The organism is Nonomuraea sp. NPDC049028 (assembly GCF_043197735.1).
In the GTDB taxonomy this organism is placed as follows: Bacteria; Actinomycetota; Actinomycetes; order Streptosporangiales; family Streptosporangiaceae; genus Nonomuraea.
Map to the genome: position 1 here is coordinate 77,285 of NZ_JBICTR010000020.1, position 17,947 is coordinate 95,231.

Sequence of the window (17,947 nt, forward strand, 5' to 3'; positions counted from 1 at the left end):
AGGAGCCAGGGCGATCCGGCGCAGCCAGGCGCCAGGAAGATAACGCCGCCAATGCCCCAGCCGGCCCAACCAACAACGCTGCCGGCGTTCTTCTCTCACTGCGGAGAGAACCCCGATAACAGCGGTCGTCGCACGCTCGCCGTCGGGAACTCGGTGTCCGTATCGTGAGCATCGGGCGCGTCCGGCGGTCCGTTTCTCATATGGAGGGGTAGCGATGTTGCGTGCGGTGTTCGTACGAACCTTGAAGGCGGGTGTGACGTATGAGCAGTTCAAGGAAGCTTGGGTTCCGGAGGATACGGACGGCTATCCCGCGAAGGTCAGCGTCTCGCGCAATGTCGCCGACGACCGGCAGGTGATCACGGTCCTTGAGCTGGACATGTCCCTGGCCGAGTTTGAGGACAAGCGTGCGGCGCTGACCCGTCCGGACGCACTGGAGCGGCTCGCCGAGATCGTGGAGACGACCGAGTTGGCGGGCCTGTATGAGGGTGTACTCGATGAGAAGGATCTGTGACGATCGGGGGTGAGTGATGTCGTTCAAGGCCGAGCAGGTCGCGCGGCTGGCCGAGTCCGGGTGGTCGTGCTGCGAATCCGTGGCCGAAGCGGTGGCGCGGGCGGGGCTACCGGCGGTGACGCCTGACTACCTGGCGGCCGCGTTCTCCGACGATCTGTGGGAGGCCGCCGGGCGCGCGGTGCTGGCGCTTCGGAACCACTTCGCCTCGGCTCGCTTCGCGGAGGAGACGACGTACGGGATCCTGCTGATACCCGACCCCGACCGGCTGGACACCCGGCGCCCGATGACCGCGGCCATGCGAGCGGATCAGCTCGGCACGCCGACCGAGGACGTGTTCGACGCGCGGCTGCCGGCAGGCGTCCTCGGCGTCCGGCCCGGCAGGCCGTGGACCATGGTCGCCACGGTCACCGGGGTCTATGGGCCGTCTCTGGGTAGTCACCACCAGATCGTGGACGGGCCGGCGGCGTCGTTCACGGTGGCGGGCACGGACACCAGGGCGCTGATGATCCGTCAGCTCTGGGGCGCGCGAGTCCTGCAAAGCGGGCGTGACCTGCCCGACTGCGAATCGAACGCGAGATGGACGTTCACGCTGTTCCCCGGCGAGGGCCTCACCGAAGGCCAAGCCGAATCCGGCACCGTACTCAAGGGCAAGGTGCGTTTCCGGCTCGGCAAGCCCGACCGCGGCATCGGATCGGCGCGCGTGGCTCCCGCCATCGCCGTCACCTAAGGCGCCGGCGGCCCATAGTGACGCATCACCATATAAGCGTCAAACTAGACATATGGGACGTGAGTCGCGGAGTCGCCATGACGCGGTGCCCGACGTCGAGAGTGGGCTCGGATCGTATCTGCGAGCCAGGCGAGCCCAGGTCGCACCCCAGGACGCCGGACTCAGCTCCTGCGGCCCGCGCCGGACTCCGGGTCTGCGCCGGGAGGAGCTGGCCGCGCTCGCCGGCGTCAGCATCGACTACTACGCGCGTCTCGAACGCGGCAAGGAGACCCATCCCAGCACCGCGATCCTCGACGCCCTCGCCGGAGCCCTGCGCCTCGACGCGTACGGGCACCAGCACCTGTACGATCTGGCCGCACGAGCCACCCGCGGCACGTCGGAGGCGCCGCCCACCCCCACGTCGCGCGAGGTTCGCCGAGGCGTCCTGGTGCTCCTCGAGGAACTGCGCCCCAACCCGGTCTTCGTGCTCAGCCGCACGCTGGACGTGCTCACCTGCACCCCGAGCGGGCTCCGGCTCTTCGCCGGGCTGGACGCGCAGCCGCCGCAAACACGGAACATCGCCCGGTACGTGTTCCTCCATCCCCAGGCCCCCCACGTGCTGGACGACTGGGACGAGCAGGCCCGCGCCTGCGTGGGCCGACTGCGGGTGCTGGCCAGCACGGATCCCACCGCCCCCGGCCTGACCGGCTTGGTCGAAGAACTTCTGGTGAAGAGCCGGGAATTCGCCGACCTATGGAGCCGCTACGACGTCAAACCGCACGCCCAGGGTGTCAAGACCTTCCACCACCCCGACGTCGGTGACCTTCGCCTCGGTTACGAATCGATGCCGCTGGACGGCACCCTGGCCCAGCGTTTCGTCATGTTCTACGCCGAGCCGGGGACAGCCGATCACGACAAGATGGTTCTGCTCGACATGGACAGGTCCGAACCCGTGACGGCCGACCCGTAATCCGCGCGCGCCCTTGCCCATGACGGCCGACCCGTGATCATCACGCCCCCTTGCCCGAGCCGGACGGCAGGTGGGTCTAAGCGTCTCCGGCCAAGGTGTAACCGCGGGTGACCGCGATGAGGCCGCCGTCCTCTCTGGTGGCCGCGACCAGGTGCGGTGGCCTGGGGATGAAGCCAGGCACCGCGGTCAGCCCGTCGGTCTCGCCGATGACGGTGAGGCGAATCCGGTCCGCTTCCTGTATGCGCAGGGTGATCTGGACTCCCTGGGCGGGGATGCCACGGAAGCGGATCTCTGAGGGCCAGGTTCCGGCTCGCGTACCGGTCACGGGCACGCTCGCCGACCCGAACCGGCCGGCTGAGGCGGTGGCCCGGGTGATCGGCTGGTCGAGCCTAAGCGTCACCGAGCGCGCGCCCTTCCCCGCTGTCACCTGCAGCTTGAGCGTGCCCTCGCGGCGGGCCAAAACGGTGGCTCGCGGGCCGTCGGCGGCGATCGCGGGTGCGGGGCCGGTCCACAGCGTGCCTCGCGCGTACCCGGCGGGCAGCCCGGAGGTGTCGTGGCCGGACACATACTGCTTGGTCCACTGTGGCGGGTCCGTGTCGGCGCTGACCCAGTGAGCGGTGCGGGTGTCGGCGTCCATGACGTAGGCCAGGTGCGTGCGCTGCGGCTGGCCGGCGTCGAAGTCGTCCGCCGCGAGCCCGGTGGCGACCAGTCCCGTCGTCAGGAGAAGGGCCACCAGAGACACGGGGAGGAGGACGGCGCGTTTCGGCCGGATGGCGAGATCGGGCAGGAGCCGGGCCGCGGGGTCGGGCAGGAGCCGGGCGGCGGGATCCGGCAGGCGCTGGGTGGCGGGATCGGGCAGGCGGCGGGTGGCGGGATCGGGCAGGAACAGTTCCGCGATCGGCACCACGGTCAGTCCGAACAGTGCCAGTATCAGCGCGCTCACCCCGCCGAGTGCCAGCCCCATCCCGTCGAAGACGTCCCCGGCCAGTGACGGCAGCAGCATCGCGGCCGTGACCGGGCCCAGCATCGCCGCGGCCGCCCGCGCCCAGGCAGGTCCGCGCGACAAGGCGGCGGCCAGGCAGCCGAGCGAGCCCAGCAGCGCCGGCAGGGCGAACAGGAAGGACGCGCCGGGAGCGACCTGAGCGCACAGCACGCCCAGCCCGGCGAGCCAGGTCAGCGCCCCGACGGTCAGCGCCGCCGGACCGAGCCTGCGCCGCAGCATCAGATACCAGCCGAGAACCGCCAGCGCGCACAGGACCGCGATCGCCGCCTGGTACGGCCGCGGACGGTGCAGCAGCCCGCCCATCAGGTCGTAGGCGGGCCGCCAGGCCACCAGCAGTTCCCACAATCCCTGCGCCAGGGCGGCCGACAGCACCAGGGGCACCACGGCCGAGACCGCGGCCATGATCAGCCGGGGCAGGCTCAGCAGCCGCCTGAGGCGGCCCAGCAGCGCCAGGCCCGCCACCGCGAGGAGGGCCAGCGCCGCCAGCGGCCAGACGAGCCGGGCCGGGTAGGTGATCATGGTGCCGAGCGCGCGGAAGTAGGTGACGTCCTGATCGGAGGTCAGCGTCCGCAGGTCCGCGTTGCCGAGGGCGCGCGTCAGCGCCAGCATGTTGGTGCCGTGGTGTTGCAGGCTGCCCCGGTTGAGGTTGGCGATGGAGTCGCCCGCGGTGTGATACAGCGAGGAACGCTGGATGTAGGCGAAGTTCATGCCGGTCAAGCCGGCCTTGGTCAGCGGGGTGAAGTCGGTGTTGTTGGGCAGCAGCCGGTACACCTCCACCATGGCGGAGTGACCACGCGGCGCGGGGACGGCGTGGACGAAGGTCTCGACCAGGCGGGAGTTGCCGGCGGTGGTCTCGAACATCAACGAGGGGCCGCTGACTCCGCGGGCTTCCCAGTTCAGCAGCACACCGCCGGCTTTGCCCAGGGGGTGGTCGCGGACGAAGGCCTCGGCGCCGAGCACGCCGTCCTCCTCGCCGTCCGACATGAGCAGCACGATGTCGTTACGCATGCCGGGACCGGTGCGCAGCGCCCGGACGGTCTCGATCATCGCGGCCACCGCGGCGCCGTCGTCGGAGGCGCCCGGTCCCATGGCCGCGGAGTCGTAGTGCGCGGCGATGAGCACGGTGCCGGTCGAGCCCGTCCCCCGCAGCCGGCCCACGATGTTGTCGACCTGGCCGAACGTCGCCAGCCCCGCGGCGGACCGGCCGCCGACCGAACGCTGGATCTCGACCTGAAGCCCCGCCGCGCGCAACTGCCCGGCCAGGTAGTCCCTGGCCCGGCCGCTCGCCGGGCTGCCGATGGGCCGCGGCTCGGCGGCGAACTCTTTCAGGTGCGCCAGCGCGCGTTCGGCACTGAACTGCGCGCTCGGGGCGGTGGCCGGCAGGGGTTGCATGGTGCTGTCGGCCATGGCGGACAGCGTGATCACCGCCATCAGGGTGAGCAGGGCCGCCAGCCCGGCCGGCAGCCGCCGTGGGACGTCGAACAACTTTCCGATCATGGCCAGGAAGGCTAAGCCCGGCCACTTGCCCCGCGGAATGAGGCGCTCACCCGCCCGTACCTGCGGTTTTCCGCAGCCCCCGGTCGAGCAGGGCAAAGCCACACCGGTGACCTGGAGATCGAGGACCGCATCGTGCCCGCCGATCCGGACGTGCCGGTGCGGATCTACCGCCCGCACCACCCGCAGGGCGCAATCGTCTGGTGGCACGGCGGTGGATTCGTCATGGGTGACCTGAACACCGAACACCCCTGGGCCGCCCGGCTCGCGAACGTCTCCGGCTCGGTGGTGGTCTCGGTGGGTTACCGGCTGGCCCCCGAGCATCGGTTCCCGGCCGCCTTGGACGACGTCTACGCCGCGCTGACCTGGACGGCCGAGAACGCCGCAGACCTCGGCGTCGACCCGGAACGGATCGCGGTCGGCGGCCACAGCGCCGGCGGCGGACTCGCCACCGCGGTGGCGCTGCGAGCGCGTGACGAGCAAGGGCCGCCGATCCGCTTCCAGCTGCTCAACCAGCCTGGACTCGACGACCGGCAGGAGACGTGGTCGGCGCGGCACTTCACCGACACCCCGTGGATGAATCGCGACAAAGTCACCGCAATATGGGGGCACTACCTGGGCTCCGCACCCGCCACGCCGTACGCCGCCCCGGCGCGAGCCTACGACCTGTCCGGCCTGCCACCCGCCTACATCGCCACCGCGGAATTCTGCCCGAACCGCGACGAAGACATCACGTACGCGCTACGGCTGCTGCAGTCGGGCGTGTCGGCCGAGCTGCACCAGTGGCCCGGCACCTTCCACGGGTCACAGGCGATCCTGTCCGCCGAGGTGTCGCAGCGGCAGATCGCCGAACTCGGCGCGGCCCTGCGCCGCGCCCTGGCCGAGTGAGGTGGCCCGCTCGGGTGGCCGATCGCGGACGGGAGAGGCATCGCTCCGTCCGAGTGACCTGCTCGCCTTGACGTACTCGATTCCGAGGACATTCAGCAGAGCCAGGGCTTCGGCGCCGGGGGATCCCGGCGGCGCGCTGTAGAGGCCCGTCCGTAGTTTCCAGACCAAAAACAACGCCAGGCAGTTGATCTAGGGCCGTACCTGGGATGACTGCCCTCAAGATGGCGGGTTGCCGGGAAGCACTTCGCCGTTTTCCGTGGTCCTGGCAGGTGGGATGCGAGATCAGCGCCGGTGCTGGCGGTGGTGCTCGTCGTTCTCGGCGGTGATGCGGGCGGCGGTCTCCTCGCCGAGCCGGACGTAGAGGCCGAGGGTGGCCAGGTGCCGGTGGCGGGAGTTGGCCTGTAGGTCGGCGGTGCCGCGGCCCTTGACGGCCAGGTGGGTCAGCCCGGAGTGGCACAGCTGGTGCAGGGTGTATCCGGTGCTGTGCGGGTGGTGGAGCTTGGATGCCTGTTTGAACAGGTACTCGGCGCGTGGGTAGGACAATCGGCCTCGGCCGGTGTCCGGGCAGATGTCGCCCAGGGCCGGCGCGCGGCGTCCGGCGGCGGGAGCGCGCCGGCCGGCGAGGAAGAGCGGGCCGCGGGTCCGTCCCTTGAGCAGGCGGGGCAGCAGTTGGGCGGTGCCGGGCCGGTCATGTCCGAGCGGGATCACGTCGGCGGCGATCAGGCTCACGCGTCCGCCCCGCCTCTGCCGCAGTAAATCCGGTATTTACCGCGGTCGCGATGGGGGCCGTTGCACTGAGGGGAAGTCGCAGCACGAAGCAAGCCCCGCCGCTTGGGGACTTCCTGGCGTGGAGGGTGCCCATGTGCGCCTGGGCGATGTCGCGGGCGATCGCCAGACCGAGGCCCGTGCCCTTGCGATCCAGGCGGCGTGCGGCGCCGAGGCGGGTGAAGCGTTGGAAGATTCGTTCCCGCTCGCACTCCGCGATGCCTCCTCCGTCGTCGGCCACCGTCATCTCGGCGTTGTCGCCCGCGCGGCTCACCCGGACCTCGACGATCCGCTTGGCGTGCCGTTGAGCGTTGTCGAGCAGGTTGGTGAGCAGCCGGGAGATCCGGATCGGGACGGCCTGGACGGTCACGCCCCGTTGCAGGCGGAGCTGGACCGGGAGGCGATCGACTCGTCGACAGACCTCGTCCCGGACCAGTTCTGCGAGGTCGACCTGCTGCGGCTCCACGGCCGGACCCGCCTCCATTTCGCCGAGCACTCGCAGATCGGTGAGGATCGCATCCAACCGGTCGACGCCTCTCAGCGCCCTGGCGAGAAGGTCGTGGAGATCGGTCTGGTCGGGATACAGGTGGGCCGCCTCCAGCTCCACGCGCAGTCCCGCGAAGGCCGCGCGCAGCTCGTGTGAGGCGTCGGAGGCGAACTGCCGGTTCTTCTGAAGCTCCTGCTCCAGCTCTCTCAGCATGTCGGGAACGATCGGGATTGTCGTAGTTCGGCGCGCACAGAGCGAGTGTGGATCCTCGCAGCCATGCCGAGATGTTGGACACGTGATGGCGGTCGATCCTTTGTCTCGATCAGGATCGGCGAAATCGGGGCTGTTGGCGGGCATATTCACCGGCAAGCTGCTGCCGCACACCGCGCATCGTCCAGGTGCAGTACCGCTTTCATAGATGTCCGGGGCGGTTGAGGAATCGGGGTTGGTCATGTCGCTGTCGTTTCTCTTCGGGCGCTCGGGAAAATGACAAAGGACGAGGCCCGCCCCCACACGTGCGCGGGCCGGTCGTCCTCTGCCGTCAGGGAACGAGGATGAGTCGGATCGGGTCGCCGATCTTGTGCTCCAGCCGGTGGATCGCCTCGGCGGCGTCAGCGAGCGGGATGTGGTCGGAGATGGAGGGAGCCAGGTCGAGCCGGCCGTTGGAGGCCAGCCGCACCAGCTCGGAGACGGACCCGGGGGTGCCGCCGTAGTGGCCGCGTATCTGCTTGCCCATGTAGTTGAAGGTCAGGCCTTCGCTGAGGGTGAGCGGCTTGGGGGTGATGCCGACCAGGATGAGGGCTCCGTTGAGGCCGAGCACCGCGGCGGCCTGCTCGCGGACGGCGGCCACGCCGGCGCAGTCGAAGGCGAAGTCCAGGCCGCGGCCGGCGGTGGCCGCACGTACCTGGTCGGCGAAGTCCTCGGTGGCCGGGTCGAGCGCGATGTCGGCTCCGAAGCCCAGAGCGCGTTCCCGGGCGCCGGGCAGGGGGTCGACGGCGATGATCGGGGCGGCTCCGACCAGGCGGGCGACGCGGAGGCTGTGCGCGCCCACTCCGCCCACGCCCCACACGCCCACGGCCTGCGCGGGGCGCACCCCGGCGGTGGCCACGACGGCGGCGTAGGAGGTGGAGACCGCGTCAGGGATGATCGCGGCCTGGTCGAACGGCAGCTTGTCGGGGATGGGGACGAGGGTGTCCTCGCGGGCGATGGCGTACTGGGCCCAGCCACCGTCGTAGTCGATGCCCCGGGTGTGGACCTGGGTGCAGGGGCGGCGGCGCGCGCAGTCCGCGCACTGCTCGCAGCTCTGTCCGGCCTCCAGGATGACGCGGGTGCCTACGGTCAGGCCACGCCGGAGGCCGGGGCCGAGGGCGTGGATGACACCGGAGACCTCGTGGCCGATGGTGACGGCGTCGCGGGCATTGGGGTACAGGGGGACGAGGATTCCGTCGATCAGGTGGAGGTCCGACAGGCACACGCCGGCGGCCTTGACCTCGATGATCCTCCCCTGACGGCGCTCCTTGATCACGGTCTCGACCAGCTCGCGCATCAGCTGGATGTTTTCGCGGTACGTCTTGTCGCCGGTTTTGCGGAGCTTGGTCATCACCGGAAGCTCCTGCGAGCGCCGCATCGACTCCACCAGCGCGTGCAGCAGCGCCGTGAGAAAGGGGTGCAGTTCCTCGTCGCGGAAGGAGTCGAACCGGTAGCCGAACCCCGACAGGGCGATGGTGTCCAGCGTCAGCCGGGTGTAGTCGTCGGTCACCTTGACCAGCCGTCCCTGCCTGCGCTCCCACTTGCCCACCAGGTTCTGGGCGATCTCCAGCATCTGCCCGAAGTAGCTCTTCATGGCCCGCTGGCTGAAGGCCGGCATGAGGATCCGGTGCGCCATGCCCCAGACCTCCTCATCGTCATGGGCGGTGAACAGGCCCGCGCCGGCGTAGTCCCGGACGTGGCTCAGCGGCGGGAGGATCGGCTTGCCGAAGCGGGTCTCGTCGCAGACCTCCGCCACCAGGTCAGGGTCGTAGACGAAGACGTTGTTCTGGCCGGCGATGTCCATGCTGAAGAGGCCCTCGGGGAACTGCTTGGACAGCTCGCCGAAGTAGGCGACTGGATTGGTGCCGGGAATCTGGGGCGTGTGGCCGAGGATCGGGATCCCGCGCGGGGACCGAACGGGACGGAGCCCGGGCGCGGGCTGAGCGATAGGCAAGGACTTCTCCTTTCTGACGATTTCGTCATTTATGGACACTACCGTCAGTCATGTAATGACTTGTCAAAACAGAAGTGAGGAATCCGTCACTGTTGACGGTCTCTACTACAGTGGAACGCGCACCACCGCCCAAGGAGACATACAGATGGCCGACCCCGCACCGAGCCGCCTGGACCGGCGCAAGGCGCGCACCCGCGCCGCGCTCATCCGCGCGGCCCAGACCTTCATCGCCGACGGCAGAACCAACACGGCGATCCTCGACCTCACCCAGGCCGCCGACGTCGGCATGGGCTCCTTCTACAACCACTTCTCCAGCAAGGACGAACTCTTCCGAGCCGCCGTCGAAGACGCCCTCGGCCGACACGGCGCCGCGCTGGACGAACTGACCCGCGATATGGACGACCCCGCCGAAGTCTTCGCCTTCAGCTTTCGGCTCACCGGCCGCCTGCACCGCCGCCAGCCCCAGCTCAGCAAGGTCCTCCTCAACACCGGCCTGGCCATCGCCACCTCAGAACACGGCATCGCCCCACGCGTGCGACGCGACATCCAGGCCGGCGTCCAAGCCGGCCGCTTCACCGTCGGCGACCCCGAACTCGCCTTCACCATCGCCGCGGGCACCGCCTTGTGCCTCGGCCAACTCCTGCACACCCAGCCGGACCGCGACGACGCCCAGGCCACCGACCAGATCACCGAAGACCTCCTGCGCACCTTCGGCATCCCCGCCGACGAGGCGCACGAGATCTCCCGGCGTCCCCTGTCCGACCTGGACCGGCTCCTTCCCAGCGTCGTCGCGTAACCGGGCCCGTCCGCGGCATGTGCGCCGCCGTTCGGCCGTCGTGCCTGCTGTCCCATATCGGGCGGCATGCGCCGCAGGACCTGCTCGGCCTCCGCCGTCCCGAGCCGGAGAGCAGTGGCGTACTTGACCATCTGGTCGTACTGCTGCTCGATCAGGTCCCAGCGGATCGGGCGGGTCAGTGAGGAGCCGAGGGGGCCGGCCAGCCGGGCGGGGTGTCGTCAAGGCGGTACCAGCGGATGCTGCCGATGTTCTTCAACCGGGGCAGCAGCCGGAATTCGAGCAGCTCGGTGAAGGCGAACCCAACCACGCTCGCGCCGTGCGTGTCGACGTAGTTCGACTCGATCTCAGCGTCCGTGCAGCGCCGCAGCAGGCCCTCGATCATCGCCGCGACCTCGGACGACGAACAGCTCTTGAGCTGGGAGTAGATGCAGACCTTCTTGCGCTCGACGTCCCAGTAGATCATCACGCCGTTGCCGCCGTAGCGAGCGTGGTATTCGGTCATGAAGTTCGAGGACCAGGACCCGAACTTCTTCGAGTCCGACGCGCACGCGGTGCCGCGACCCCACCATGCGGTGGCGCGGGCGGCGAAGGTGGCGTTCACCAGCCTGGTGACGGCGGCCCTCAGGTTGTCGACAGTGATGAGGTGCCGACGCACATGCCGCAATGCGGCCTCGCCCTCGCCGTGCTCGCCGGTCGCCACAATCGCCCGGATGCCCATGTTCGTGCCCAGGGCGAAGAAGGCCAGCAGCAGGCGGCGCTGGAGGACGTCACGCTCGATGGTGATCCACGCTCGCCCTTGCGACTAGTGACCTTCACGCCGCCCGCCGAGCCGTCCGCGAGCGCGCCGGACAGCTGGTCCAGGCCCGCGGTCATGCGCTTCTTCAGATCTGCGATAAACGCCCTCGGGTTCAGCGGCTACCGGATCGCGGCGTAGTGCACGACTCGGGTGGCCTCGAAGTCACCGGGCAGGTCGTCCTCCGCGACGACCGCCTCGCGCCAGTCCTTGCGCACCACGCCGTCCATGGGCGCTTCGTCACCGGCGTCGTAGAAACGAGTCTTGCCGTCGACATCGGCGTACTTCTTCAGCAGCCTCATCGCGTCCATCACCGGCCGATACGCGGTGTTGTTGCACTTGAAGCCCAGCGTGTTCAGCAGCGGCGGCAGCATCTGCCGGTAGTACGAGCTGTAGGAGGAGCGCAGGGTGGTGCGGACCTTGGCCTAGAAGACCTTCTCGTTCGCCTTCGCCTCGGCCACCAGCTCGCGCAGCGTCTTCTCCCCGGCCACCGGGAACAGCGCCCGGCGTACGACCTCGTCGGGCTTGTCGACGGCGGCCGTCACCAGCTTGAAGAGGATGCCCTCCTTGCCGCGGACCTTCTTCAACTCGGCAGTGAGCTGCTTCTCCACCCGACGCTCGGCACGGGCGTTGATCTTGTGGACCAGGGCGTCGGTGATCTCCGCCTGCCGGGACGAGCACAGCGCCGCGAGCAGGGTGATCCGTACGTCCTCGCTCGTGTCGCGGAAGTCCGAGGGGTACATCTTGATCGCCAGTGCCCGCCAGGCGGCCACCAGCTTCTCCGAACAGTCCGTGAACAGCCCGTCGGGCAGCCCGAGCTTGCGCGCGTCGTTGAGCTTGGTGATCTCCGTCAGCAGGGAGTCCAGACCGACCGCGCCCGGGTCGCGCTTGAGCGCGGCCAGCAGCGCGGTACCCGCCTCGTTGTCCTCGGCCACCAGGGACAGCAGCTGAGCCGTGCCCGCCTCGCCGAGGCGGCCGATCGTGCGGGCGCAGAACGTCCTCTCCCACTTGCCGCGCGCCGCGACAAGTACCTTCTCGACCCGGGTCCGGCCCGGCGGCTCGATCTTCCGGGCCCGGCACTCGACCAGCAGGGCATCGCGCTGCCGGTCCTCCACCAGCTCGACCGGACAGACCTCCACGGCCAGCCACTCAGCCAGCACCTTCTCATCCGCGACCGTCGACGGCCTAAATCCCAGGGCCTCACGGATCTGCTTGCGGTGGTACTCGGCAGTCCGGCCGACCAGCGTGTACTTCGCGAAGTCATCCTTTGAGACGCGGGCAGTCGACGGTCAGAGGAGTCGCTGCATCCACAGCGAACTGATGTACTGGCCGTTCTTGGTGGCGTACTCGCGGAAAGTACCGACTTCTGTGAAGCCGAACTTGCGATGGAGGGCGACCGACGCGTCGTTTGGCATGGCGATTCCCACGACGATGGCGTGGATCGGCTCGTCGGCGATGCTTTCGAATAGGGCTCGATACAGCGACGTTCCCACGCCCCGGCTTCGGCAACCAGCGTCGAGAGAAACGCTGAGCTCAACAGTGTCCCGGAACGCCTCGTGATTCCGGTAGGGCTGACTGCAGGCGTAGCCGACTATCCGACCGTGACGCCGAGCGACCAGCAGCCGGTAGGGGCCTGTCGAGGAGAACTGCTCGAACCAGGCGCGCCGCTCGGCCACGCTGGTCGGTCGGGTATCGAAGGTTGCGATCGAGCTTGCCGCCACGTCGTTCAAGATGTCGACGATCCCGGAGAGATCGGTCTCATCCGCAATGACGATCTCAACGGGCTCTTGATCCGCAATCATGCGCACAGTGGTTATTCGTCACATCATGTCTGACTAGCCACCGCCCCGCTACCGCTGAAGCAGAAGCGCAAACCGATCGCCGCGCTCCCCGCATCGTCCGGCTATGCCCGAGCGGCCGCGACCTGGCGGGAGCACGGTTCCGCTCACCCCGTACCCGGACGACCACGGCCCGCAGACCCCGCAGTCCCGCAGCCGCATCCTGCAGATCCTCATCGGCGATCGGGGAGGTGGCCGCGTCGTCGGTCCGGTGATCGGAGTCAGCCGCGGGTTCGGCGTCGATGACGGCCAGGTGCTCGATGAGTACCTGGGCGCTGGTCTCGGCGACGGCACAGATCGAGCCCAACGCCATCATCGTGGTCTCGTGCCGGCAGGAGGCGACCACACGCCGGCGGGCCTTGTCGTCACGATGTCCGCCGGCACCTTCGACCAGGCCAGCCGCCAGGTTGCACAGGTCGACCGCGCAAGCCCACTCGCGTGGCTCCCCGTTCGGGTCGGAGCGACCAGCCCTCAAGTAACTTTGGGTAACGTCTCAGAATCGCCACGTAGCGGTAAGTCGGGCTTTTCCACCGACTGCCCCTCATAGACGGTGTAGCCGGCCGCGGAGGCGGCGGCTGCCGTCATCCCGCCGCACGTGGGCGCGGGTGGGACGGTGGCGTGGGCGGTCTCGGCGCCCAGGAGGGCTCCGGCTCCAGTCAGGGCCAGGCGGCGGTAGATGTCCAGGCTGGTGCGGGAGTCGTGGCCGCTGTAGGGCTGGATGAGGGCGTCGATGCCTTGGGTCTTGAGCCAGGTGAACAGGAAGTGCCCCAGCCGGTGCGGCGGCATGGTGTGGGTCAGTCCGGCGCTCTGGGCGGGGCGGGTGAGCATCGCGCGTACGCCGCGGGTGGAGTAGGGGGTCAACCAGCATCGAAACGAAAAGTCACGGTAGGCGGTCGCCTGCATTGACGCTGGCGTGACTTTCGTTCCGATGCGTCCGGGGGTTCCCGCGTTTCGAGGCTGATGTGGCAGCCGAACGAATGTCCCGCTCAAGGCGCCGGGTGGTCCGCCTTGCGGGACTGATCGTTCTACGTGCCCGGTAAGGGTCCTTGGGGCGCGATACGGCGGTGGTCTGAGGGCTTTCAGGCCAGCAGGGTGCGCAGCGCCAAGTCACCGATCTGCCGCAGCTCGTTGTGGCTGCGGCCGGCTGCCGCCTGGACGGCGATGCCGTCGGAGATCGTGTGAATGAGTGCGGCCAGGGCGGCCGGTTCGTAGCGGGAGGGCAGATCGGTGGCCTGCTCCAGCCGCCTGCGCAGCGCCGCCTCACCGGCTTTGCGCACCGCGATGGCGTCCTGGCGTACGGTGTGCGCGTCGGGTCCGCAGGCGTGCACGCTGTTGACGCACAGGCAGCCGTGGGGCGTGTTCTCGCCCGCGGTCAGGTCCACCGCTCCGTGGATCAGCCGCTCGACGACCTCGCGGCCGGTGGGCGCGTCCAGCGCGTCGGCGGTGTAGCCGCCGGGGCCGTCGAGGTAGCGGGCCAGGACCTTGCCGAACAGTTCCTCCTTGTTGCCGAAGGCGGCATAGAGGCTGGGCTTGTTGATGCCCATCGCGGCGGTCAGGTCGGACAGCGAGGTGCCCTCGTAGCCGTGCCGCCAGAACACCTCCAGCGCGCGGTCGAGTGCGGCGTCTGCATCGAACGAGCGTGGGCGTCCGCCGGGCATGCCGTCCTCCATGCTCTCTCCCGAATTTTATACCTCTCGGTACGTTACCTCTTGCCGGAGAGCGTCACGCTGCCCTAGTTTCATACCGAAAGGTACACAACTAAGGAGTGACGCATGATCCGAGTCGGAGTTGTCGGGGCCAGCGGTTGGGCGGACGGCTCGCACCTACCCGCGCTGGCCGCGCTTGAGGAGTTCGAGGTGACCGCGGTCGCGACCACCAACCAGGCCAGCGCGGACCGGGCGGCCGCCGCCCATGGCGTGCGGCACGCCTTCGCCGACGCGGGCGAGCTCGCCGCGCACCCCGATGTCGACCTGGTCGTCGTCTCGGTGAAGGCCTCCGGGCATGCCGCCGTGATCAGGGCCGCGCTCAAGGCCGGCAAGCACGTCGTGTCCGAGTGGCCGTTGGGTGTCGACGCCGACGAGGCGACCGAGCTGACCGAGGCCGCCACCGCCGCAGGCGTCGTCCACGCGGTCGTCCTCCAGGGGCACCACTCGCCGAGCGCCCGCTTCGCCGCCGACCTGCTGGCCGCTGGCCGGATCGGCACGCTCGAATCGGTCGTGCTGGTGGCGGAGGGCGCCCCCTGGGGCGGCAGTCGAATCTGGCCGAACCTGGTGTTCGGCCTCGACCCCTCAGAGGGAACCAACATCCTGACCATCATGGCCGGCCACTTCCTGGCCACCCTCGAACGGGTCGCGGGCCCGCTGGCCGAGGTCTCCGCACGACTGCCCCGCACGCACGACCGCGTGCTGGTCGACGGGACGGAGCGGACCGTGCCCAACGCCACACCCAGCCACGTGCTGCTACACGGACTGCTGACCAGCGGCGCCACCGCATCCGTCGCCGTGCACGGTGGCAACGGACCCATCCAGGACGCGTTCCTGCTCAAGCTCGTCGGCAGCGACGGAACATTGACCGCCACCCCGGCCCAGCGCGGGACGTTCATCCACTGGGGCGACTGGGACATCAGAATCGGAGACGACGTCCTAGCCATGCCCGACGCCTACCGCACCGTCCCCGCCAGCGTCCGGTCCGGCCCGCCGGCCAACATCGCGGCCCTCTACCGGGAGGTCGCCCAGGCCATCGCCGAAGACCGGCAGCCACACCCCAGTTTCGAGACCGCCCTGCGCCACCACCGGCTCCTTGCCGCCATCGAACGGTCCGCAGCCGATGGAATCGCCCGGGAAATCTCGTAACTCGCTCGGCTCGGCGCACACCGGCAGCGGCGAGGGCGACGGCAGCTGGGCGCAGATGCTCAACCCTGGACGGCATCGAGTTCTTCGTGCAGGACCCGGTAGCGGGCCTGATGTTCGGTGGCATGTGTTTCATAAGCGTTCACCTACGAAACAGCGACCCGGCGTCCGACCGTCCAGGGCGTTCCCGCCCCGATCCTGTTCCATGAGGTGTCGATTTCCGAAGTCGACTGCACGGATTTCCGGAGTCTTCTGCACAAGCACTCGCATGGTCGGACCAACCCGCCGGAAACGGAACACCGGCCAGGACCGAGCTCGGCCAGTCCCGTCACCGTGCCGGACCGGCTCAACCCACTCGCGCCGCCTGGCCGACCCCTGATGGGCTTCGTCGCGCGCCGAACCAGCATTCCCGGCGGCCTCGAACCTTGCCCCGGACAGAAAGCCGCCGTCCGATCCGCTGCAGCCCGGACCGGGCGAACGTTGCCCGACGCGGCATTAGCGTTCGTCGATGATCTCGGCGGTCTCAGCGGTGGCGTCCGTGGTGACGGCGAACGCCGCCCCGGCCTCCGGCCAGCTCGGGGCGATGGCCATGACATTTTCCAGGTCCTGGATGCTCGACCAGTGCCAGATGTCCTGGTAGGTCCCGTCTTGGAACCGGGTCAGCCGAGTTTCGGTGAGCTCGGGGTGGTCGGCCCGGATTCGGTCGATCAGCGCGGCGCGCCGGGTGAGCAGTTCGGCGAGGTCGACGGTGGCGGTGTAGCGGGTGGTCCTGATGACCGGCATGACTGACTCCTTGCCGGTGGCGATGAGCTGGAAGCCGAGCACCGACTCGCTGTCATAGAGCGCGTTGTTCTCCAGGTAGCGGTGGAGGTAGGGGACCCGGCTGAGGGTGTCGACGGTGAAGCGGCGCGTGATGGCGTCGATCATCGTTGCGCCCGTGTGGAGGTCGCGGTGGTGCTCGCGCCAGCGGGCCAGCGACCCCGCAACGCCGAAGTAGGTGTCGGCGATGGCCGCGTCGGCGCGCTCGTAGGCGAACTCGTCCACCAGAAGCGTTCCCCCGGGCTTGAGCAGAGCGGCGGCCCGGTCCAGGGCCATCTCCAGAGAGTGGACGTGGTGGAGGGAGAGCGAGAAGACGACCACGTCGAAGGGGTCGTCCTGGTAGGTGCAGATGTCGGCGACGCAAATCGACGGCCCCTCCAGGGCCGGATCGATGTCGATCGCGGTGACGTGATGGCCTGCGCGCCTCAGGCGGTCGGCGAGTTCGCCGTTGCCGCAGCCGGCGTCCAGGATCCGAGCTGGAGCAGGTGGAAGGTTGTCGTCGATGAACTCCATGCGCTCTACGGTCGACCACGAAAGCCATAAGGACAACTGCAGGCTTTGCAGATCTGGTATACGTTCAGTGCATGCCTGAAGCGTGGTCATTGCGAGTGCTGGTGCAGGTCGCGGAGCAAGGCTCGTTCTCGGGCGCCGCACAGGAGCTGGTCATGACGCAACCCGCCGTGTCCCGGCAGATCGCCTCGTTGGAGCGAGAGCTGGGCGTCGATCTGTTCCGGCGGGTCCCGCGCGGGGTCACGGCGACGGCCGCCGGGGACGCGGCGATCGAGGAGGCGCGGGAGATCCTCGACCGGCTGGACGGGTTGAAGGCCCGGATGAGCGCTTTCACCGCACTGCAGACCGGCCGCGTCCGGATGTCGGCGTTCCCGTCCGCCAACACCGCGTTCGTCCCGGAGGCGATCCGCCGGTTCCGGGCGGCGTACCCGGGCATCGAGGTCAGCTTGATCCAGGCCGGCGCCGAGGCGATCCGGACCGGCGATCTCGACCTGGCGCTGGTCACCGACTGGGACGAGATCGGCGACGAGATCGACCTGGTCCCCCTGCTCGAGGAGGAGCACCGAGTAGCTCTGCCGTCGCGGCATCCGCTGGCCCGCCGGTCCACCGTGCCCCTCCGGGAACTGCGGGACGAGACCTGGATCGAAGGCGCGCACCCCGACTGCCTCGGGCCGCTGCACCCCCTCGCCGAGGCCCTCGGAGGCCCACCGCGCATCGGCTTCACCTGCGACGACTGGACCGGCAAGCAGGCCCTGGTCGCCGCCGGGCTGGGCATCACCATCATGTCCACCCTCGCCGCGGCCGCGGTCCGCCCCGACCTGACGCTACGCGCTACCGACCCGGAACTGCCCCGGCGCCACGTCCTGGCAGCGGCGGACCCGCCGCGACTGCGCACCCCGGCCACCGCCGCCATGCTGACCCTGCTCACCACACTCGCGGCCAGGCGACCGCGTTCCGAGCAGGCCCTACCGCCAGAAACCGATGAAATCGGCCGGTAAGGCTCCCCACACCTCCACTCCAGCCGCGGCCCCAGCCCCTGGCGAACCGGGGCGATAGACAGACCGCACAACCGGCCCACCGCCGTCAACCGCTGGACTGATCAGTGGGCCGCCGCTGATGATGCCTACTTTGACTGCAAGGTGATCTTTGGGTTGACCTCTGTATCAACAGGCGGACGGGCACGCCTGAAGACCGCCACAGCGACGGGGACGCCTGGAAGCTGGCTGAGGTGCTGGCAGGGGCGGGCCGCATCGAGGAGCTGCAGGCGCGCCCACCGCAGCGACCAGCTCGCCAAATACGGGACGGTCGGTCTACC

18 protein-coding genes and 1 pseudogene are annotated in these 17,947 nt (G+C 69.3%); 8 read left to right on the forward strand and 11 right to left on the reverse strand.

Annotation, left to right across the window (positions count from 1 at the left end; genetic code table 11):
- Nucleotides 1-214: 214 nt before the first annotated feature.
- Genes ACGFJ2_RS54090 through ACGFJ2_RS54100 form a run of 3 tightly spaced genes read left to right on the forward strand, consistent with a single transcriptional unit; the run spans nucleotide 215 to nucleotide 2,187 of the window.
- Nucleotides 215-511 (forward strand): hypothetical protein, encoded by a 297-nt coding sequence (locus tag ACGFJ2_RS54090; protein WP_393482354.1) that lies wholly within the window; start codon nucleotides 215-217, stop codon nucleotides 509-511.
- A 16-nt stretch (nucleotides 512-527) separates the two neighbouring features.
- On the forward strand, nucleotides 528-1,238 hold the full coding sequence (locus tag ACGFJ2_RS54095) for a hypothetical protein (protein ID WP_393482357.1): 711 nt from the start codon (nucleotides 528-530) through the stop codon (nucleotides 1,236-1,238).
- A gap of 52 nt (nucleotides 1,239-1,290) precedes the next feature.
- On the forward strand, nucleotides 1,291-2,187 hold the full coding sequence (locus ACGFJ2_RS54100) for a helix-turn-helix domain-containing protein (protein ID WP_393482360.1): 897 nt from the start codon (nucleotides 1,291-1,293) through the stop codon (nucleotides 2,185-2,187).
- Between the two features lie 76 nt (nucleotides 2,188-2,263).
- On the opposite strand, the gene ACGFJ2_RS54105 is transcribed toward ACGFJ2_RS54100, so the two are convergent.
- Nucleotides 2,264-4,687, reverse strand: coding sequence for a M28 family peptidase (locus ACGFJ2_RS54105; protein ID WP_393482363.1), 2,424 nt, complete (start codon nucleotides 4,685-4,687; stop codon nucleotides 2,264-2,266).
- Between the two features lie 132 nt (nucleotides 4,688-4,819).
- Here ACGFJ2_RS54105 and ACGFJ2_RS54110 point away from each other — a divergent pair, with 132 nt between their 5' ends.
- Nucleotides 4,820-5,572, forward strand: a complete 753-nt coding sequence (locus tag ACGFJ2_RS54110) for an alpha/beta hydrolase (RefSeq protein ID WP_393482366.1) — start codon at nucleotides 4,820-4,822, stop codon at nucleotides 5,570-5,572.
- Nucleotides 5,573-5,854: 282 nt separating this feature from the next.
- On the opposite strand, the gene ACGFJ2_RS54115 is transcribed toward ACGFJ2_RS54110, so the two are convergent.
- From ACGFJ2_RS54115 to ACGFJ2_RS54125, 3 genes are all read right to left on the reverse strand, one after another.
- Nucleotides 5,855-6,301 (reverse strand): hypothetical protein, encoded by a 447-nt coding sequence (locus ACGFJ2_RS54115; protein ID WP_393482369.1) that lies wholly within the window; start codon nucleotides 6,299-6,301, stop codon nucleotides 5,855-5,857.
- Nucleotides 6,261-7,037, reverse strand: a complete 777-nt coding sequence (locus ACGFJ2_RS54120) for a sensor histidine kinase (protein ID WP_393482372.1) — start codon at nucleotides 7,035-7,037, stop codon at nucleotides 6,261-6,263. The genes ACGFJ2_RS54115 and ACGFJ2_RS54120 overlap by 41 nt, the downstream gene beginning before the upstream one ends.
- A gap of 328 nt (nucleotides 7,038-7,365) precedes the next feature.
- Nucleotides 7,366-9,027, reverse strand: a complete 1,662-nt coding sequence (locus tag ACGFJ2_RS54125) for a cytochrome P450 (RefSeq protein WP_393482375.1) — start codon at nucleotides 9,025-9,027, stop codon at nucleotides 7,366-7,368.
- A gap of 145 nt (nucleotides 9,028-9,172) precedes the next feature.
- Between ACGFJ2_RS54125 and ACGFJ2_RS54130 the strand changes: the two genes are divergently transcribed.
- On the forward strand, nucleotides 9,173-9,823 hold the full coding sequence (locus ACGFJ2_RS54130) for a TetR/AcrR family transcriptional regulator (RefSeq protein WP_357955185.1): 651 nt from the start codon (nucleotides 9,173-9,175) through the stop codon (nucleotides 9,821-9,823).
- Nucleotides 9,824-9,998: 175 nt separating this feature from the next.
- Here the strand turns inward: ACGFJ2_RS54130 and ACGFJ2_RS54135 are convergent, their stop codons facing one another.
- A complete protein-coding gene (locus ACGFJ2_RS54135) occupies nucleotides 9,999-10,541 on the reverse strand; it encodes a Tn3 family transposase (protein ID WP_393482378.1) in 543 nt (180 codons plus the stop codon).
- Here ACGFJ2_RS54135 and ACGFJ2_RS54140 point away from each other — a divergent pair.
- On the forward strand, nucleotides 10,467-10,757 hold the full coding sequence (locus tag ACGFJ2_RS54140) for a hypothetical protein (RefSeq protein ID WP_393482546.1): 291 nt from the start codon (nucleotides 10,467-10,469) through the stop codon (nucleotides 10,755-10,757). The two genes, ACGFJ2_RS54135 and ACGFJ2_RS54140, sit on opposite strands and share 75 nt — an antisense overlap.
- Here ACGFJ2_RS54140 and ACGFJ2_RS54145 read toward each other — a convergent pair.
- From ACGFJ2_RS54145 to ACGFJ2_RS54165, 5 genes and pseudogenes are all read right to left on the reverse strand, one after another.
- Nucleotides 10,739-10,990, reverse strand: coding sequence for a hypothetical protein (locus ACGFJ2_RS54145; protein WP_357955189.1), 252 nt, complete (start codon nucleotides 10,988-10,990; stop codon nucleotides 10,739-10,741). The genes ACGFJ2_RS54140 and ACGFJ2_RS54145 overlap by 19 nt on opposite strands.
- Nucleotides 10,991-11,041: 51 nt before the next feature.
- A pseudogene (locus tag ACGFJ2_RS54150) lies at nucleotides 11,042-11,878 on the reverse strand (DUF4158 domain-containing protein); the annotation flags it as partial.
- A gap of 27 nt (nucleotides 11,879-11,905) precedes the next feature.
- Entirely contained in the window at nucleotides 11,906-12,418 is a 513-nt protein-coding gene (locus ACGFJ2_RS54155; protein WP_393482382.1) for a GNAT family N-acetyltransferase, read from the reverse strand.
- A gap of 507 nt (nucleotides 12,419-12,925) precedes the next feature.
- Nucleotides 12,926-13,315: a hypothetical protein gene (locus tag ACGFJ2_RS54160; protein ID WP_393482385.1), complete on the reverse strand. Its 390-nt coding sequence runs from the start codon at nucleotides 13,313-13,315 to the stop codon at nucleotides 12,926-12,928.
- Nucleotides 13,316-13,533: 218 nt separating this feature from the next.
- On the reverse strand, nucleotides 13,534-14,124 hold the full coding sequence (locus tag ACGFJ2_RS54165; RefSeq protein ID WP_393482388.1) for a TetR/AcrR family transcriptional regulator: 591 nt from the start codon (nucleotides 14,122-14,124) through the stop codon (nucleotides 13,534-13,536).
- Nucleotides 14,125-14,226: 102 nt separating this feature from the next.
- Between ACGFJ2_RS54165 and ACGFJ2_RS54170 the strand changes: the two genes are divergently transcribed.
- Nucleotides 14,227-15,306, forward strand: a complete 1,080-nt coding sequence (locus tag ACGFJ2_RS54170; RefSeq protein WP_393482391.1) for a Gfo/Idh/MocA family protein — start codon at nucleotides 14,227-14,229, stop codon at nucleotides 15,304-15,306.
- 492 nt (nucleotides 15,307-15,798) lie between these two features.
- On the opposite strand, the gene ACGFJ2_RS54175 is transcribed toward ACGFJ2_RS54170, so the two are convergent.
- Nucleotides 15,799-16,635, reverse strand: a complete 837-nt coding sequence (locus ACGFJ2_RS54175) for a class I SAM-dependent methyltransferase (RefSeq protein WP_393482394.1) — start codon at nucleotides 16,633-16,635, stop codon at nucleotides 15,799-15,801.
- 71 nt (nucleotides 16,636-16,706) lie between these two features.
- On the opposite strand from ACGFJ2_RS54175, the gene ACGFJ2_RS54180 reads away from it, so the two are divergent.
- Nucleotides 16,707-17,630 carry a LysR family transcriptional regulator gene (locus tag ACGFJ2_RS54180; RefSeq protein WP_393482397.1) on the forward strand — a complete coding sequence of 308 codons (924 nt, stop codon included), beginning with the start codon at nucleotides 16,707-16,709 and terminating at the stop codon, nucleotides 17,628-17,630.
- Nucleotides 17,631-17,947 lie beyond the last annotated feature (317 nt).

Excerpts from the sequence above, each read along its gene's own strand:
- ACGFJ2_RS54090 (WP_393482354.1), top strand. The coding sequence starts at position 215 with ATGTTGCGTGCGGTGTTCGTACGAACCTTGAAGGCGGGTGTGACGTAT.
- ACGFJ2_RS54095 (WP_393482357.1), top strand. The coding sequence starts at position 528 with ATGTCGTTCAAGGCCGAGCAGGTCGCGCGGCTGGCCGAGTCCGGGTGG.
- ACGFJ2_RS54100 (WP_393482360.1), top strand. The coding sequence starts at position 1,291 with ATGGGACGTGAGTCGCGGAGTCGCCATGACGCGGTGCCCGACGTCGAG.
- ACGFJ2_RS54105 (WP_393482363.1), bottom strand. The coding sequence starts at position 4,687 with ATGATCGGAAAGTTGTTCGACGTCCCACGGCGGCTGCCGGCCGGGCTG.
- ACGFJ2_RS54120 (WP_393482372.1), bottom strand. The coding sequence starts at position 7,037 with ATGCTGAGAGAGCTGGAGCAGGAGCTTCAGAAGAACCGGCAGTTCGCC.
- ACGFJ2_RS54130 (WP_357955185.1), top strand. The coding sequence starts at position 9,173 with ATGGCCGACCCCGCACCGAGCCGCCTGGACCGGCGCAAGGCGCGCACC.
- ACGFJ2_RS54135 (WP_393482378.1), bottom strand. The coding sequence starts at position 10,541 with ATGGGCATCCGGGCGATTGTGGCGACCGGCGAGCACGGCGAGGGCGAG.
- ACGFJ2_RS54145 (WP_357955189.1), bottom strand. The coding sequence starts at position 10,990 with ATGCTGCCGCCGCTGCTGAACACGCTGGGCTTCAAGTGCAACAACACC.
- ACGFJ2_RS54155 (WP_393482382.1), bottom strand. The coding sequence starts at position 12,418 with ATGATTGCGGATCAAGAGCCCGTTGAGATCGTCATTGCGGATGAGACC.
- ACGFJ2_RS54165 (WP_393482388.1), bottom strand. The coding sequence starts at position 14,124 with ATGGAGGACGGCATGCCCGGCGGACGCCCACGCTCGTTCGATGCAGAC.
- ACGFJ2_RS54170 (WP_393482391.1), top strand. The coding sequence starts at position 14,227 with ATGATCCGAGTCGGAGTTGTCGGGGCCAGCGGTTGGGCGGACGGCTCG.
- ACGFJ2_RS54175 (WP_393482394.1), bottom strand. The coding sequence starts at position 16,635 with ATGGAGTTCATCGACGACAACCTTCCACCTGCTCCAGCTCGGATCCTG.
- ACGFJ2_RS54180 (WP_393482397.1), top strand. The coding sequence starts at position 16,707 with ATGCCTGAAGCGTGGTCATTGCGAGTGCTGGTGCAGGTCGCGGAGCAA.